Below are 17,304 nucleotides of genomic sequence, written 5' to 3' on the forward strand. Positions count from 1 at the left end.
TTAATTTAAGGGGACGTGAATAGTATATTGATAAAGTTTCGATTCGATATCTTTTATGAGTTTACTTTGTTGCTTTTTTATTGTGTGAAACGAGCGGGTAAAACCGGACACATACGGAACGATTATACCTGAGTTTCCTGTCTTTCAATTGAAAGATATAAATTATAAACGAATGCAAGTTAATCCTGACTGAAAATTAATGACGCAGCTTGTGAAAATCTGAAAATAAACATCCGGTTTTTTCATGCGGTGTATTTTTCCTTTAACGTCCGGGTGCCCATGGCATATAATAGTTGCTTTGTTGTACCGGGTTCGATAGCGGAACTGTCACGCCTACTTTGAGTCGGGTAATCAATGTTTTCGCATGGTTGCGATCACCTTTGCTTGTGTAATTATGCACGGCATCCATTACATCCGAATTGATCAGGTCCAGGTTGAAGGATAAAAAAAGGTTCCAGTTGTGTTTGAAATTAATTAATGTTCCTGCTCCTGTCGTATATTGGGCCGAACTGCCGGGCAGCGGGTTATAGCCTTGTCCTTTCTTGAAAATGTTCGGTGAATCTTCCCCCGCCGGAACTTCGTCATAATTTAACTGGGTTTTGAATTGGTTTCCTCCAATACCCATTTCGACAAAGGGGTCAATGCGGATGTTGTTTTTGCTCAGGCTGATAAACTCCCTGAAATAATAACGGATGAATGCGTAGAGCGATTTGCTTTCGGTTTCGTAGTTTACGGGTGCCTGGTATAAGCTTAAAAACGCAGCATGATTTCCAAATGCTGAAAAATCAGGAAGCTCGCTGGAGCCTTTTAGCTTGCTAAGTGTGAGATTGGCTCCTGTTTCCCAGTGTTTTCCCAATGTGTGAGAAAGTGCAAGATCAAACGAAAACGTCGGATCATGACTAAATTCATTTTCGAGAAAGCTAAGGGATGGTGTAAACTCAGTGAAAATTCTATTTATGCCCGGTTGGAAAGAAATGATCCATTGGTTTTGGCCGATTTCTCCGGGTGGATTGCTTTTTGCTATTCCTGAGCAGCAAAGGATTAAGCCGGTTAATAGCATTCTTATTTTGATCCTCGTCGGATTGATTGGAAACATATTGATTGAGTATGAAATTGGATTGATTTTCAGATCGGACTTTGTGCTCGCGTCAACTAATTTGGCTTCTTTTTCTCTAAATCTACTTTTATTCTTTAGGAATTGATTGATCATTGGTCCATATCAATAGCGTTGGGGTGTTTTTCAGGTAATCATTCATTTCCTCTTTCTGAATGGTAATGTAACGTATTTTTCGGTCTATTATTTTCTCTGCCTTGTTGATGTAGTTGTTAATCAAGTTGCTGTCGATCTGATTTCCAATCAGTATGATATCGATTATTTTGGAGTCGATGCCCTGTGCAAAATTACCGGACAGGTATGCAGCATCAACATTTTTTAACCGTTGTGCAATGTTTTCAATGATGGTATCAATTCCCACCATTTTTAAAATGATACTATTGATATCATTAAACAAAGGGTGCTCTGTATTTGCCTGAAAATACTTTTTATTACCATCAAAATAGCTTTTTAGCAACCCCGCTTTTTCAAAACGGTTTAGCTCAATTCGGATGGCATTGGATGATTCACCGAACTCTTGTTCCATGCTTCGCAAGTAACTCTTGTTCGTCTTGTTCAGGAAGAACTTGAGTAATATTTTAATTCTTGTTTTTGAGGTGATTAAGGCTTCGAGCATGTGCGTGTGTTATTAGGGGTAATGAGCGTTGGTCTTTGGTTGCCGGTTTTCGGTTATCAGTTAATAATTGTCGATAATCTCGTACGTTCGTGATTTTGTTCTTTCGTTTTCATCCCGATATCTCCTGAGGGGGGACTTTAGGGTCGGCTAAGATCGCTGGGGTGTGAATGTTGGTTATTGGTTTTCAGTTCTCGTGCGTTCGTAAGTTCTTGTCTTTGTGATGTGCCGACGTTTCACAGCTCCGCCTCCTCAGTCCCAATTTGCTGAGTTTGGCTTCGATTGAAAATAGACAACGCCTATAAGAAAACAGACGTTAATGAGTAGCAAAATTACTCAATATGTTTAAATGTATGTTAGCTTAACGTAAAATTTAATGAACGATTCATTTTTTTTTATGAACGAAGTGCTCCACTCATGAACGAACATTTTGGGGTTTTATTTCTTCGTTTTTTAACCGAATTTGATTTTATTCGGTGGTTGAATTCGGTCAGGTTTTATCGTAATAAAGCGGCTACGGCTACGGCAAGTGATGAAAACGTACTGGCAATAGCCAGCCATTTTGAGGTGTTGTCTCCTTGTGGTCGTTCGGGTTTTGAGGGAACAACAATCTGGCTGCCGGGCTCCGGTTTGGGGTAACTTCTGTTAAACAGTCCTTTGGTGACCTTGGTTGTTCCATCGCTATAAATAACGAATACCTTTCCTTTTTTTGCATCGCTGCTAAATCCGCCTGATCGGTTGATGTAATATTTCAGCGATTTGTTGGGTTGATAGGCCAGCCCAATCGGATTGAGCACTTCGCCCGAAATGCTTACTTCCTGCACTTCCTCAGGGACAATGATCTGGTCGCCTTCACGCAAAATATAATCGTACAATGATCCCGGATTTGCCATGATGTCTGCTAAACGGAGTTCCAGTTTCCGGTAGCCAGTGAGTTGTTCCTGTGCTTTTTCAGTCAGGCTGTCGTCCAGAGCCGCATGGATCGACTGCTTGACAATCTCTTCTTCCATTTGCTGCCGCTGTAATATCGCCCCTTTGCTAAACGCTTGCGGTGTTAATCCTCCCGAACGCTTAATCAAATCGGAAATTCGTTCTGTTTTGCTGCGGAGACTATAGGGGCCGGGATAAACAACTTCGCCCTGAATTGTGACGGTTCGTTGTTGGTTGTACGAAGGAGCTTTACGTACGTAGATGTAATCGAAAGGCTTTAATTCGAAAGTGGCATCATCCTGGTCGAGCTCCAAATCCCGGCTAATGTCGAACTGGAAGAGCGATGACAGCTGGTTGGTTACCGTTGCCGCGGTTTCGTGATCGTGGCGACGTGCCAGCTCGATGAAAGATGAACTGGCCGCTTCGGTAAAGCCTCCTGATAAAAAGATGAGATCTTTCAAGCTCATTTGCTCCAGGTATTCGTATTCGCCCGGATTTTGCACTTGCCCAAAGATCCGGACAAAACGGCTTTCGCGCATACTGAAAATATCCTTGATGATCACCTGGTCTTCACGCTTTAGCGCGATGTCAGTATCACCACTGACGATCTCTGAAACGTTGAAGGCGGTGGTTTGTGGCGTGAGGTCGGCTCCCAAACGCAGAAGTACTCCACGGTTGCTGAATACATTTTCTTTTACGCCGTCAGCTTTTCTGATTAGGTCAGACAGCTGCATGCCATCGGTAAGGGCATAAGTGCCGGGACGGAAAACAGCCCCTTCGATGCTCACCCTGTTTTCATAGCGATCGATAATTTCTCCGGCTTCAATCAGGTCTCCATTCTGAAGGATGAAATGATCAAAATTATCGCGGGTTACATCCACTACTTTTAGTTCGCGACCCGTTGTTCGGGTAATGGTCAGTCGTTCCTGGTAGGCCTGGTCAGTAAACCCGCCGGCATAGCTAATCAGGTCGGCCAAAGTCTCCTGTTCAGTAAGCTCAAAGTAGCCTTCCCGTTTAAAGGCACCCGATAGTTCAACCCGCTTTTCATAGGTTGGAATTAAAATCAGATCCTGATCACGTAGAGAAACATTGTTGCTGATTTTGCCATGAATCAGAAAGTTGTATACATCGATAGTGGCTACCTCCTTATTTTGACGCAGCACTTTAATTTGGCGAAATGACCCGTTCTCGTTCGGTCCACCGGAAAGGTATAGCGCATTAAAAGCACTTGCAGTAGCAGGAAGCGTATAGGTTCCGGGAGCATTAACTTCGCCAACAACGTTGACCTTTATCGAGCGCAGGTTATTGATACTTACGCTGGCAAAGGTATTCGGGTTTTCACCGCTCATCCCACTATAAATGGCTTGTAAGCGTTGGATGATCTTTCTTTCGGCCTGGTTGAAGTTCATTCCGCCAACATGCACGGGGCCGAGGTCGGGAATTTGGATGTTTCCGTTGCCATCAACCCGAAGTTGGTAGGTTTGCTGACTTGCTCCCCAGATGTTGATGGTCAGTTGGTCGCTATTGCCAACCACATAATTGTCGGGTGCCGGTATGTTTATTGAAGGTTCAAAGGTCAGGTTGTTCGCGTTGAACAAGTTAAAACCATAGATCTTTTTGTTTTTATCCGTCGCCTGAATGTTCGTTTTCGTTGAAATGCTATCGGAACTGTATGTTGTATGATCACTCGCCTGGTTGGTCGATGGTTCTGTCAGTTCGCTGCCACCCATTTGTAGTTTTTGAATCCGGGACTGTAACTGGTCGATTTGAAGGGAGGAGGCTCCGCGTGCTTTAGCTAACTGTATCGCTTGCTCCATCGTTAAGCCACGGCTGTTTATTTCTTCTACAATTTGCTCTACTTGTTTATCGCTTAATTTATCAACCTGAATATTGGGCTGAACTTGTGCCGTTGATAATAGGTGAATGAGTAGTAGCGTGAGCGTAATGGTTGCTTTACAGGTTTGTTTTAGATGCATTATGTCCCTTTTTCTATGTGTGTTAATCGTGTAAAATTGACTTATTTATTGTTCGTGTGAAATGAAGCTGCGCAACGTTGTTGTTTGTATTACAGTGTATGATGTTTTTAACCGATAAAGGTTGCTCTTTCGTGGTGAAAAATAGATATCTGTTTGCCTTTTTGGAGGTTTCTGTTGTTTTCAACCGATTTGTGTGTTTTACTTTTCATATTCGCAGATGTTAACTTTTCAAAACTGTGCTTCCTGAAGACCCAATTGCAGAGTTCGTTTTTTTTATCATCTATTGAGATTGATACAGCTGCAAGAACCAGCGAACAAAAGTACTTAATTATATTAAGTTAATGTTAGGAGAGTGTAAAGTTTGATGAGTTGCTTGTTTTTCTACATAAACAAGCCTTTTTAGCTCATGAACGGTGTTTTTTGGGTTTTATTTTTTAAGACTGAATACCGATTGGAAGATGTCATGGGTTCGTATTTATCTTTTTAGTATGAAGTGGCAGCTAATGATTCTGAAATCACGATTAGTGGGGACTGATGTGTGTTGATTTTGACTCTGGCTTTGTCGTTTATAATCACTCTGAATAACGATTTGAAATAATAACAAGAATCACCCTGTTTTTAGTTGGTTTCTGAGCATTGTTTATTGGACCCGATACAGAGCGGGCGGATGTAATGGTTAAAGCCGGAGAAGAAACAGTTGTTCGGTATATTTTTGAGAAGTAGGGGAATGACGGATCGGTAGAGGTTATTGCAAACGGAAGTCAACTTGGATGTGTATTGAAATGTGAAACCGGATATCAGTTGCCGGTTAGTGTGTTGCCGGTTAAATTCAGGTCTTTGGCAGGACTGAACGGATACCAAAGCTCAGCATGAGAAGGTTTGCCAAATGGATAATCAGGATCGGATAAATCCACGAACCTGTATGGTCGTAAGTAAACCCCAGGAATACTGGTCCTATGGCTGCGAGAGAATATCCTGCGGCTTGCGCCATTCCTGATAATTGCGTGGCTTGCTCCGGGTCTTTCGATTTTAAGCTGATAATCAGGTAGGCCAGGCTGATACTTCCTCCGGTTGATAAACCGATCAATGCAATGGAGCTAATCAGCAAGCTTGTTTGATGAAAGACGATTAGTCCGGCAAATCCCAACAGATTAATCAGTCCGATGACCGCGACAGACATCCACATTCGTTTTAATTTTAAGGCGACGATTGGCGAGAGGAAAGTTGCTGGCAGCCCGATGATCTGTACGAATAGCAGCATCCAACCTGCCGTTTGTTCATTCATTCCTTTATTGAGCAGGATGGCGGGAAGCCAAGCCACGACACAGTAGAAAATGAATGACTGAAAGCCAAAGAAGATACTGACTGCCCAGGCTGCATTTGATTTCCAGATCGAACTTACAGGAGGAGTTTCAGCGTTAACTGTTGCGGGCTGGTGACGATGTTTTAGTTGTGGAATCCAGAGCAAAAGACCGATCAGTGCTAAGAGTCCCCATACTGCCAGTGCTTTTTCCCATCCCAAACCGGCTCCGTTGGCCAGGGGTACGCTAACTCCAGAAGCCAAGCCGGCCATGCTACACATGGCGGTGGTGTATACGCTGGTCATTAACCCGATACGTTTCGGAAAATCAGCTTTAATAATGCTTGGGAGTAAGACATTCATAAAAGCAATTCCGGAGCCAATGATGAGCGTTCCGAAATAGAAAATCCAAAGGTTATCAGAAAAGCGAACCAGGATTCCGATGAGCAAAGCGAGCAGCGAAAAGAATAAGGTTCGTTCGTTTCCCCAGCGTTGACTAATCCTGGCGACAAACGGAGAAAACACAGCAAAGGCGATTAGCGGGATGGTTGTAATGAATCCTGCTTTCAGGTTGTTAATACCCAGGCTTTCCTGAATGGTGGCAATCAATGGCCCAACTGAGGTAATCGCAGGGCGCAGGTTAAAAGCCAGGAAGATAATTCCGGCAATCAGAAGCAACCGTTGTTGGAACCAGTCGTTTTTTTGTCGATTCATCCTGGCATTTTTATGGGGTGTGCAAAAGAATAGAAAATTTTATTCTCTTACAACGAATGCTTTTACTTATTGTTGACCGAATCTGTTGTCAAAAAAAAAAGGATGGCCTCTTTGGCAAAGGCCATCCTTTTTAGTTTTATAATCCGACCTCCAATATTCCGACGGGTTGAGGTGGCAGCGAAATGGTTGTTTCTGCCTGCCCTTGCGCCACGCGCTGAAAATACAAATGAAGCTTGTTTTGTTTTTTTAGCAACTCGCTGTCGTAGGAAGGTTCCCAGCGGTCAACAGGGTGAGGACTGATCAGCTGAGAAGTCCAATTCAATTTATTGCTTAATGATGAAGTTGCCAGCACGATATTGTTTTCAACCTCTTCATCCCGGTATACCAGTGCCAACTGCTTTGAGTTTCCGTTTTTCAGAATCACTAGCTGGGGGCGGCTAATGGGAATACTCCGCGAGCCAACACCGCCCAATTCAAAATCCAGCGTGCGCGATGTTGCGGTTGACGATTTCCATTGTCCTTCGTGTAAATAAATGACATGGAACTGGGTGCATGAATCGCCTGCTTCCTTATAATAAGTTGCGATGTAGGGATTGCTGTCTTCATCCGCAGTCATTGACGTTTGGTTGATCAGGTTGCTTCCTTGGGGTATTTTTTTGACGACTTCAGCGGTGGCTTTTCGAATCGGAAGTTCATACTTTTCACCGGTCGATTTTTCCCAATTTTGTCCGCCATCTTTCGAGCAGGCATAACACATGTCGTTATTGGAGTGCACATCAGGTGTTTCGCGCCATACCCATGAAGCATGAATGGTTCCATGTTGGTCGACATGCATTTGCCAGTAGGCGTTGCGCTGACCTTCGCCGTCAATTAAATTCGTTTGAAGACGCGACCAGGTTTGGGTGTGCTGATCGTAGCGGTTTAGTACGAGGTTTCCGTTTCCCGAACCACCATCACGATAGGCGAAAAGCAGACCTCCATCGGCCATGGCATAAAACTCAGGGTAGGAGACCACCTGCTCGTCCTCTCCAACCATTGGCATCATTTCTCCCAGTTCTAACCCTTCTGCTTGCAAACTTCGGCAATAATGCAGTGGATTGTTGTGATGATCCCAGCTCATGTGCAGGTAGCCATCACCATCGACCATAATGCTGATGACGTTATGGGCATCGCGAATATTCCCGGTATAGCGTGTTTGTTTCATTGTCCAATTGTTACTGCCATGTTTACGACGAGCCAACACAACATGCGCAGAGCTGTCGTAATAAGCCACAAACTGATAATTGTCGGAGGAGACGACTGAGTTTTTTCGGAATACAGTGGCATTGATGCTATTTTCGGCCCACCCATTTCCAATTGTTGAAAGTTGTGTTTTGGGTGTTATTGCAGGCTGGCTCTTTTGTGCGCATGATGCAAGCAGCGTCGCAATACTTATTATGCAATAAATTCCGATTAGTCGTTTCATGTTGAGGTTTTTAAAATGTGCCATTTCCCAACTAGTTCGTTGCCAATTTCTTTTTCATCCGCATCAATGCTTCTACATAATAGTAATCAGCATAAGTTAGCGGCACATCGATTTCGGTGCCGTTTGGCATGTGCCCAACACTGTGTTCCAGAATGAAGTTGCCGTTTTCACCCAATTCGGCCCGGTAAGCGGGCGAACTTAAACTACGCAATTGCGTTTCGGCAACGGCTAGATATTCTTTTGCTTTTTCTGCCGGAACATAACCGCTCAACTCAATCAAAGCAGAACATATCAACGCTCCGGCTGATGCATCGCGTTTGGCATCAGGAATGTTCGGTGCATTAAAATCCCAATAAGGAATTTTGTCAGCTGGGAGGTTGGGATGAGTTAAGATAAAATCAGCGATTCCCTCAGCTTGTTTCAGATAGGCTTCATTTCCGGTCTCGCGGTACATCATGGTGTAGCCATACAGTCCCCATCCCTGCCCGCGAGCCCAGGCCGAGTCGTCGGAATAGCCCTGTGCCGTATTTTTACGTTCCACTTCACCGGTGATGGTGTCATAGGAAACCACATGGTAACTGCTGTAATCATCGCGAAAATGATTTTCCATGGTGGTATTGGCATGTGTTTCGGCGATATGACTGTAGGTTGTGTCTTCAAAGGTTTTCGCTGACCATTCCAGCATTTCAAGGTTCATCATGTTATCGATGATGACCGGAAACTGCCATTGCTTACTCCAGGGGGCCGAATCCCACGAACGAATACAGCCGACGGTGGGATTGAAACGGGTGATCAAGGAATTGGAAGCGGTGTGGATGACTTCTTTGTATGCTGAATCACCGGTCAACCGAAAGGCATTACCAAAGCTACAGAAGATCATAAATCCAACATCGTGGTTGTCAGTCGTATATTTTTGATCTTCTACACGCAGCGTGTAGTTGATGGCCCAGTTTTTCAAGGAGTCAGAAGGATTGTTTTCGTACAAATACCAAAGTACGCCCGGAAAAAAACCACTTACCCACCAGTCGGAGCTGCAGGTGACCAGCTTGCCTTCGTCGTCGATCGTTTGTGGTAAACGATCCGGCTGATCTTTCAGTGATTCGGCCATCAATAAACTTTGGTGGGTGGCAAAGTCGAGCGACTCATTAATGACTTGTTCCAACGCTTTTTCTTTCGGTTCAGGAGCCGTACAGGCAAACAGGGTTGCCAGGGCTAGTATTACGATCGATAGTTGTTTAAGCATGATTTGTTGATGTTTGTGTGTTTGATTTATAGATGTATTATTTTTCAGAGAGCTTTTTGATTTCGGTGTAATTCAACTTGCGGTTATAGACTTTGTAATCGTTGGTTTTCAGGATCAGCTTCTCAAGGTTTACTTGCTTCACAGACCACTCATCCAGTTCCATCACCTGATCGATTAGTCCATTGATATAAGTGATTAATGTCCCATTTGCAAAAACCAATGTCAAGCGAATGGAGGTGTACTTCACCGGATTATACCAAACACCGCCTGTTGAGCGATTAGCTGTTTTCCAGCGATCGGAGTTACCCAGTATATTGTTACTGCTGGCTACTTGTTCGTCATAACGAAGGTATGGTTTCGCGGTTTCGGTACTCAATCCGTACTCAAATTTGTTGCTTGTCAGCAATGCTCCGGAGTAATTCGCTGTATCCAAGCTGATGTTCAGAAAAACGGAAAACTCCTTCGAATCCGGGAGTTTAACTGTTTGGTTGGTTAGCGAATCATCAGAGACTAAACCCTTGTTCAACGCAACATCCTGGGTCAGGTTATAGTCTGCAAAAATAGATGTGCAGAATCCCAACGGGCGCTTTTTGCTTACAATCCAATCGTAATAGTTACCGTTCATCCACGTCAATTTCAATGGAGAATCGGCCCTGTTGGAAACAATAAACGGGCGTACATTATTTAACTCCGAATCGTTGGTTAATGTATCGGTGTGACTGATGGCACCCGATTCGTCGATGGTGTATTTGATCAACTCGTAAACTTCGCCGTGTTTACCATCAACGGGCACGGAGCAATAAATTTCGTTCGGATTTTGATCATCAATAGCCATGCCCCCACTGTAGCACTTTTCAATGTCCGGCGATTGGTGAAAATGCCCGCCGCCATTGCTTAGGAACGTCTTCCGCCATTCCGATCCGGTCCACTTGGCATAGTAATAGTCATGTGAGCTTTTGTCCTCACTGATCTGCACCATGGCGACTCCCGGGTGTTCATTTTCGTCCAGCACTACTTGCCAAAGCCAGTCCCGAAGTTGTGTCTGATCAACTACAGCCTGACCATATTTTTGTTGATAGGCTTCTGTTGCGGCAACCTGGTGCAGCTCATCCCCAATTTTTGCGAGTACTTTACCATTGATGTCCTTGAGCTCCATTTTATCAATGTCGATGTAGTTCAGATACAGGTAGTTTGGCATCGTCGGATCAGGATGCCCGGTGGTATAGGCCATGTAAATTTTATCTTTGCCGTTGCTGACATACTTGGCATAAGGCCTGGAAGCAGTGGACTGAACGATTTGGGTTGGCCCGTCGACTAGTTCAACCTGTCCTTCCTGGTCGGGGATCGATAATTTGGCGATGGTTGGATGCCAGCTAATGCCCCGCCAGCATAAGTAAAAATGTTCCGGATCGTCGGAAAGGATAAAAGGGGAGGGGTAGGTGGTGTTGTATTTTGTTTCAATTTTTAGTTCCGGGCCCAGATCAGTGATATCTCCGGGATTGTTGGATACCCGATAGTAAAAGCAAGGCTCATCAGTATGTCGGGAGTAGAAGACCATCACCCGCTCATCGGGCAGTATTAAAAAGGTTGGATTGTTATGATCGTCCGGCTGAAACCAGGATCGGATTAATACCTCTTGTGTTTGCTTGCTTATAAAATCGTGCTGCGTTGCTTTAATGTTGCCATGAATATCGATATAGCCGATAAACGTTTTATTAATCGTTCCCGCTTCATTTTCATAGTGGATGGCACGCGGATCGGCAAACCAGCACCAGGCTCCTTCTTCGGCTACTACGTATGGTGTTGTTTGTTGCTTCTCCTGCTTTTCTGTGGTTTTTGAACAACTTACCAGAATGAAAGTTGCGACCAACAAGCTCAAAATATTTTTATTCATTTTTTCGATTTATTATTTCTAAAGAATCATTAGTGTCCGGTTAAAATCTTAAATGATGGGCTAAAGCCCGCGTCATATCTGGCATTCACTAGTCATCGCACCAGAGCGTCCGGGCTTTAGCCCATAATTCCATCTTGTAGAATATCAACTGTTCTATTTTCATTCGTTTCTCGCATCACCCAAGTTTTTCTTTTTCCCGGACAACACTGATTTCTAAGGAATGGTAAAATTCATGTGTTTCAAAATTACACATGCCTTTTGATTAATCTAGTTTTTTAAACCTATATATTTTATGACGTATAAAAGCCTTGTCTACCCTCAAAAAAAAAGCAATATTTCTTAGAATACCTTATAAAAAACGTAAAAAAAATGGGAGAATGGCCAATGCGGTCTTCTCCCATTTCTAAAAAAAGCTATTTAGTTGTTTTATAACTCCGGATCATAAGTTTCAATTTCGATGTCATACAAACGGAACTCCGCCATATTGAAGTAATTTTTACTCCCATAAGTTTGGACAACATTGTATCTGAAATACGTAAATGAGTGATTCATTCGGAAAATTTGAGATGTATAATCGGCGCCACCACCTGATGGTAGTCCGGCACTAATTGTTTGAACTGTTTCCCAGCTTTCTCCATCGTTGCTAATTTGCACTTCGGCAATCTCGGCACCAACCTGCGACCATTCTCTGTTCACAAAATAGAACTGAAAATTGTCTATTGGCTCATTCAAGTCGATCTGGATATATTGTGGCATTGGAATTTGCGGAGAACTCCAGCGGGTATGAAAAAAGCTGCTGTTATTTCCGTCAATCAAGTTCGCAATTGGTCCTTCTGACGGTTCCTGGTTGTTTGTGCTCAGTTGATCGGCAGTTAAGGCAATCTCAGTCGTTGTAATGGTCTCGGTTGCCGGGGTAATGCCCGACAACGCTTGTATTGTCGACGCAGCGCTAGCCTTGTTGTTCTGGTTAAATGTTTGAAAAGTAAATTCATACTCTCCGAACTTGGCGCGTGTATTATCAATCACCAAAGAGTCTTCATAAACCGAAGCGACTTTAAAAACTTCTCTTTCCGTTAGGTAATCGTAGTAATTAATTTTTAAAAGATAGTAATTCGAATCACTGGGTACTTTCCAATGTAATACGATTTGTCCGGGCAATGAATCAGCGGTAATTGATTCAACTTGTGACGGTGTTCCGGTAGTTGCGCCGGACTCCTCAATCACTTCAAAGTTTTTATCGCAACTTGCTGCTGCAATTGTAACTATTGCAACGGCGACATATATCAATAAACGTTTCATAAATTCAATTTTAAAGGTTACCAATTACCAACCTGTATTTTGAGTCAGGTTCGGATTTTTGCGTATTTCGCTGTCCGGAATCGGGAAGAAGTACATTTTGTCATCCCATGATCTCGGTATCGTAATACGTGTGTAACTATACGACTCATCACCGATTTTCCTAATCTTCATTCCGGTGATGCTGCTAAATTTATCGCCTTCTTTCCAGCGTCTGACATCCCAGAAGCGATGTCCTTCAAATGCTAACTCAACCATACGCTCATTTTCGTATTTCTTGGCAAAATCATCGTTGCTCAATCCTATCTCGAGTGCCGGCATTGCTACATCAGAACGCTGACGAATAACATTTACGGCTTCTGTAGCCGACATCGGAAAGTCGGCATTCGTAGCATCGGCGGAACCCAGGTAGTTGAAAACAGCTTCAGCATAGTTCAGGTAAAACTCACCTAAACGATAAGTTATCCAAGAATGTCTTTTGCTATTTGAACTGTTCGGACGCAAATCTACCGAAGGGTCTAAGTACTTTTTCAAATAGTAACCGGTTTGCGTAGCTCCCGAAAGTGGTGCACCGTTTAGTCCGCCAACATAAGTTTGAATCTCATTGGAGTTGTAACCGGGCCACCCCAGGTCACCGTTTTTAACGATTGTCATTGCAAAACGAGGATCTTTGCCTTCATAGGGACTGTTCGGATCATATCCGCTGCCTGGTTCATTCCATAACAAGCCTGTTGCTTTCATTTCATAGGCATCAACCAACGTTTGAGTCGGGCAGTTACCGGAATGTCCTCCTTCAACACCGACAGGATAATTAAGTGTTTCCAAAGCATTTAAATCCCCAAGGCGTCGAGTAAGAATTATTTCGGCGGCTTTGTAATTATCGGTTCCCCACAGATCAGTGTAAGCCCCGAGTGTTATACCATATTCAGCACACGAATCAATGACTGCTTTATTAGCCAAAGCAGCTTCTTTCCATAGCTCACTGCTATTTGCAGTATTGAATAAGGGGCTCGCCTGATACAATAGAGTTCGCCCTTTTAAAGCTAAGACCGCGGCGCGGTTGATACGTCCGGTTTCAGAGTAGGCTAAATCACTATAGGATGAAGGTAAGCGATTGACAATATCATTGCATTCGGTGATGATGAAATCGAATACATCGCTGGCAGGCGTTCTAGACAATGAATTTGCCTCTTCTTCGGTCAGTGCCGACGTTGTAAACGGCACATCGCCATATTGACGTACCAGGTTGAAATAGAAGTATGCTCTTAAAAAGCGCACTTCGTGCTGGTAGCGGCTAAAACGCTCCATTTGTTCGTTGTAATCCTTATTGTACTTAAAATCATCGTACGTTTGCCCTTGCGATGCTTCCAGGAAAAAATTTGCAGCACGAATTCCGGCATACATGTTAGACCACATAGCTGCCTTTGGATTCGTTGCACTCCAAGCTCCATTGTAGAAGTCGTGAATGCCCGACCAGGACCAAACGTAATCGGCTTCATCGGTTGCCGACGCCAACATCGCTCCACTATAATTTCCAAAGTCGCTATCCAAATAGCTGTAAATGTTAGTTACATAGTTCATTGTTCGGTCGAAGCTGGAAAATACCTGCTCCTGATTGTAGCTAACAAATTCATTGTAATTCATGTCTTCCTCACAAGCGGAGACCGATAAGAGAAGAAATGAGCTTATTATTATATTCTTTATTTTCATGATTCTGTAGATGTTAAATTTAAGAATTCATCAAAATCCAAAAGCAAAACCAATATTCAAGGAGCGGGTCATTGGATAGCCTACGCCAATTGATTCAGGATCGGATATATCGATATGGTCAAAGCTTAACAAGTCAACGCCTCTGACATACACTTTACCGTTTTTCATTCTGATTTTAGAAAGGAAGTTAACCGGCAGTTTATAGTACACTTCACAATTTCGTAATTTCAGATAGGAAGCATCAGCCAACCAAACCGAATTGGTTTTAAAGTTATTGTCGTTAACTTCAGTTGTCAATCGGGGGTATCTGGCAAACGGAGTTTCAGGAGTCCAACGATTGTTGTAGTAGTGTTCTGAGATGTTCGCATCGCCAATTAACGGGATGTAAATACTTTGAGTACCCAGAACAGCAGTATAGTTTGTTACTCCTTGAAAGAGGGCATTTACTCCAAGCCCTTTCCATTCCAGCCCTAAGTTGAATGAATAATATACCTCGGGAACCTCGGTGTTATAGCCCAACGCAACCTGGTCATATTCATTAACAATGCCATCGCCATTTTGATCTTTATACTTAATGTCACCAGGTTTTACCTCGCTAAACTGTTGAGCCGGACTATTGGCAATATCTGCTTCATCAATAAAAAATCCTGAAGCCTGATAGCCGAATATTTGTCCAACGGGATTCCCTGTTCTTCGCAAGTAGTCGTAGGCACGCGGCGTTTCCAACATTTCTTCGATTTCGTTTTTCGATAGTGTAAATTTACCACCTACCGACATTGCCAAATCGCCAATTTGCTTGTTGTAGTTCAGGCCGGTTTCAATCCCCCAGCTATTTACAATTCCACCGTTTGCATATGGTGAAGATGCTCCAAGAACAGCCGAGTTCGCACCTCCTGCTGACACCCAGATGTCTTTGCGTTTTTCGTAGTAGGTATCAACAGTAATGTTTAAACCCTTAAGCATAGAAGCATCGATACCGAAGTTATACTTAAACGCTTTTTCGTTAGTCGAATTCATGCTGGCGAGTTGCCCTTCCATGGTACCTCCATACCAGTCGTAGTTACCTCCTAAAAAATAACCGCCTCCATCACTAAAACTTTGTTCCCAGTAGTCTTCGGCCGGAATGTTGTCGGAGTTGATTATGCCAAATGATGCCCTCATTTTTAAGAAATCAATGAAATTAGCTGAAGCCATAAAATCTTCTTCAGACAAGATCCATGCAGCTGATACTGTTGGTGAATAATTCCATTTATGGCCCGGAGCCAATTTATTCGATCCGCTTGCAACAAGCGTCAAGTCTGCAATATATTTTCTGTTGTACACATAGTGCCCATATGCAGCGATATTCTGACGATAGTAGGTGTTGTTCTGGTTGTTTAGTATATGGTTATCATATGAATAGATCAATGAAGTTAGCAGTTTGCTTTTTTCAAAAGCTGTTTCATAGTCAACACTCCCGATGAAATTCATATGCCGATCTTGCCAATCCAGTTTATCACCATATCCCAGTTCACTATCTGCTCCGGCGGTGTATCTGTTAATTTCGACCGGTTCGCCATTTTCCCATGAAGTAACTACATCGCTGGCATAAGCATAATCGCGATTATGTCCTTCCCAGTATGCTGCAATGTTATCGTAGCCCAAATGCAAAGAGGCACTCAAGCCTTCTGTAATAACATCCAGTTTTTGAGTCAGTTTGAAGTCGGCATATAACGACCGGGTGTGTCCGGTTGAGTAACCTCTGGCCTGCGTTAACGCAACAGGGTTCATATTTGCTCCCCAGGTTTCATTGCCTCCCCAAATACCATCGCTGGTTTTAATTGGGAATGCCGCTGCCGGAACAGTATACAGTTTATTCATCAAGTTGTCTGATAAAAGTCCCGGTCTGGAAAACTCATTCAAAACTCCCATCAGGTTAACTTGCGCAGTTGTCGTTGAAGTCACATCAATATCCAAATTCGTTCGGATGTTGGCTTTTGAATATTTCTCTTGGGTTGAATAGCCTTCATTCATTTCCGAATTCCGAATGAACCCTTCGTTTCCCTGTAGGTTGAACATTGTAAAGTAGCGCATTTTTTCGCCACCACCACGGAAGTTCACGTTATAGATATTGGATGATCCATGATCGCGGAAAACTTCGTTAACCCAATCGACATTCGGATATAAATTGGGATAGTTTCCGCTTTTAAATGCATTCAGGTCATTTTGAGAATAACGCGTATCTATGCCATCATTCGTTAATGCCTCATTCACTGCATTTGCATAAGTATAGCTACCGACAAATTCGGGCTTCCGTGTTTGCCAATTGATCGCATGATCGTAACTAACATTGATTTCGCTGGTTTTGTATTTACCACGTTTTGTCGTAATCGAAAGAATGCCGTTGATCCCTCGATATCCATATAATGCTACTGCTGCAGCATCGCGTAAAACAGACACCGAAGCAACTTCTTCGGGTGTAATATATCTAATATCCCGTTCGAGGCCATCAACTAAAACCAAAATGCTGTTATTGGATGTTGTTTGTAATCCGCGGATAATCATGGTAGCTGAGGCATCCCAAACAGCACCACTGTTTTGTAATGCTGTTAAGCCCAGCGCATTCCCGAAAAGTGAGTTTGCCACGCTAAACGAAGATCGCTTATTCACATCCTCAGATGAGGAGTATGAAATAGCACCTGTTGATTCGGATAATGGTTGCTTAAATCCAAAGCCCATATCGCGCGTTTGTGAAACAAAATCCATGACAACGGTCACCGGGTCTTCCGATGCATTCAACTGAATCGTTTTGATTCCCTCATCGGTTGTTGCAATTTTCAACAGACTCTCCTCCGATGCAGAAATCTGAAATGTACCATCCGAGGCCGTTATAGCTATCTGATCCGGATGCTCAACAACGGATATCAAAGCTCCGGAAACAGGTTCGCCCTTGTGGTTGATAACCGTTCCCTTTATTTCCTTGTTCTGAGACCAACCGCTTAAGCTGAAAAGCATAAACAGGGTCAAAACTGTTATTTTATGTATGATATGCATAGTAATCTTTTTAAAT

General features: G+C 43.3%; 10 protein-coding genes. All 10 read right to left on the reverse strand.

Features of this window, described 5'->3' with window-relative positions; all coding sequences use genetic code 11:
• Positions 1-262 precede the first annotated feature (262 nt).
• The 10 genes from GR929_RS06575 to GR929_RS06620 all read right to left on the reverse strand — a co-directional run bounded on the left by GR929_RS06575 (position 263) and on the right by GR929_RS06620 (position 17,288).
• A complete protein-coding gene (locus GR929_RS06575; RefSeq protein WP_159518143.1) occupies positions 263-1,210 on the reverse strand; it encodes a hypothetical protein in 948 nt (315 codons plus the stop codon).
• Positions 1,185-1,730 carry a helix-turn-helix domain-containing protein gene (locus tag GR929_RS06580; RefSeq protein WP_201300921.1) on the reverse strand — a complete coding sequence of 182 codons (546 nt, stop codon included), beginning with the start codon at positions 1,728-1,730 and terminating at the stop codon, positions 1,185-1,187. The genes GR929_RS06575 and GR929_RS06580 overlap by 26 nt, the downstream gene beginning before the upstream one ends.
• A gap of 494 nt (positions 1,731-2,224) precedes the next feature.
• Positions 2,225-4,633, reverse strand: coding sequence for an SLBB domain-containing protein (locus tag GR929_RS06585; protein WP_159518144.1), 2,409 nt, complete (start codon positions 4,631-4,633; stop codon positions 2,225-2,227).
• A gap of 829 nt (positions 4,634-5,462) precedes the next feature.
• Positions 5,463-6,647 carry a CynX/NimT family MFS transporter gene (locus tag GR929_RS06590; RefSeq protein ID WP_159518145.1) on the reverse strand — a complete coding sequence of 395 codons (1,185 nt, stop codon included), beginning with the start codon at positions 6,645-6,647 and terminating at the stop codon, positions 5,463-5,465.
• Between the two features lie 136 nt (positions 6,648-6,783).
• The gene (locus GR929_RS06595; protein WP_159518146.1) at positions 6,784-8,112 is read right to left on the reverse strand and encodes a BNR repeat-containing protein; all 1,329 of its coding nucleotides are present in this window, start codon (positions 8,110-8,112) and stop codon (positions 6,784-6,786) included.
• 31 nt (positions 8,113-8,143) lie between these two features.
• Entirely contained in the window at positions 8,144-9,355 is a 1,212-nt protein-coding gene (locus tag GR929_RS06600) for a glycoside hydrolase family 88 protein (protein WP_159518147.1), read from the reverse strand.
• Positions 9,356-9,392: 37 nt separating this feature from the next.
• Complete coding sequence (locus tag GR929_RS06605) at positions 9,393-11,249, reverse strand: BNR repeat-containing protein (RefSeq protein ID WP_159518148.1); 1,857 nt, start codon at positions 11,247-11,249, stop codon at positions 9,393-9,395.
• A 426-nt stretch (positions 11,250-11,675) separates the two neighbouring features.
• Positions 11,676-12,548, reverse strand: coding sequence for a discoidin domain-containing protein (locus GR929_RS06610; protein ID WP_159518149.1), 873 nt, complete (start codon positions 12,546-12,548; stop codon positions 11,676-11,678).
• A 24-nt stretch (positions 12,549-12,572) separates the two neighbouring features.
• Complete coding sequence (locus tag GR929_RS06615; RefSeq protein WP_159518150.1) at positions 12,573-14,255, reverse strand: RagB/SusD family nutrient uptake outer membrane protein; 1,683 nt, start codon at positions 14,253-14,255, stop codon at positions 12,573-12,575.
• A gap of 30 nt (positions 14,256-14,285) precedes the next feature.
• Positions 14,286-17,288: a SusC/RagA family TonB-linked outer membrane protein gene (locus GR929_RS06620; RefSeq protein WP_159518151.1), complete on the reverse strand. Its 3,003-nt coding sequence runs from the start codon at positions 17,286-17,288 to the stop codon at positions 14,286-14,288.
• Positions 17,289-17,304: the final 16 nt, after the last annotated feature.

The organism is Sunxiuqinia indica (assembly GCF_009847015.1).
Taxonomy (GTDB): Bacteria; Bacteroidota; Bacteroidia; order Bacteroidales; family Prolixibacteraceae; genus Sunxiuqinia; species Sunxiuqinia indica.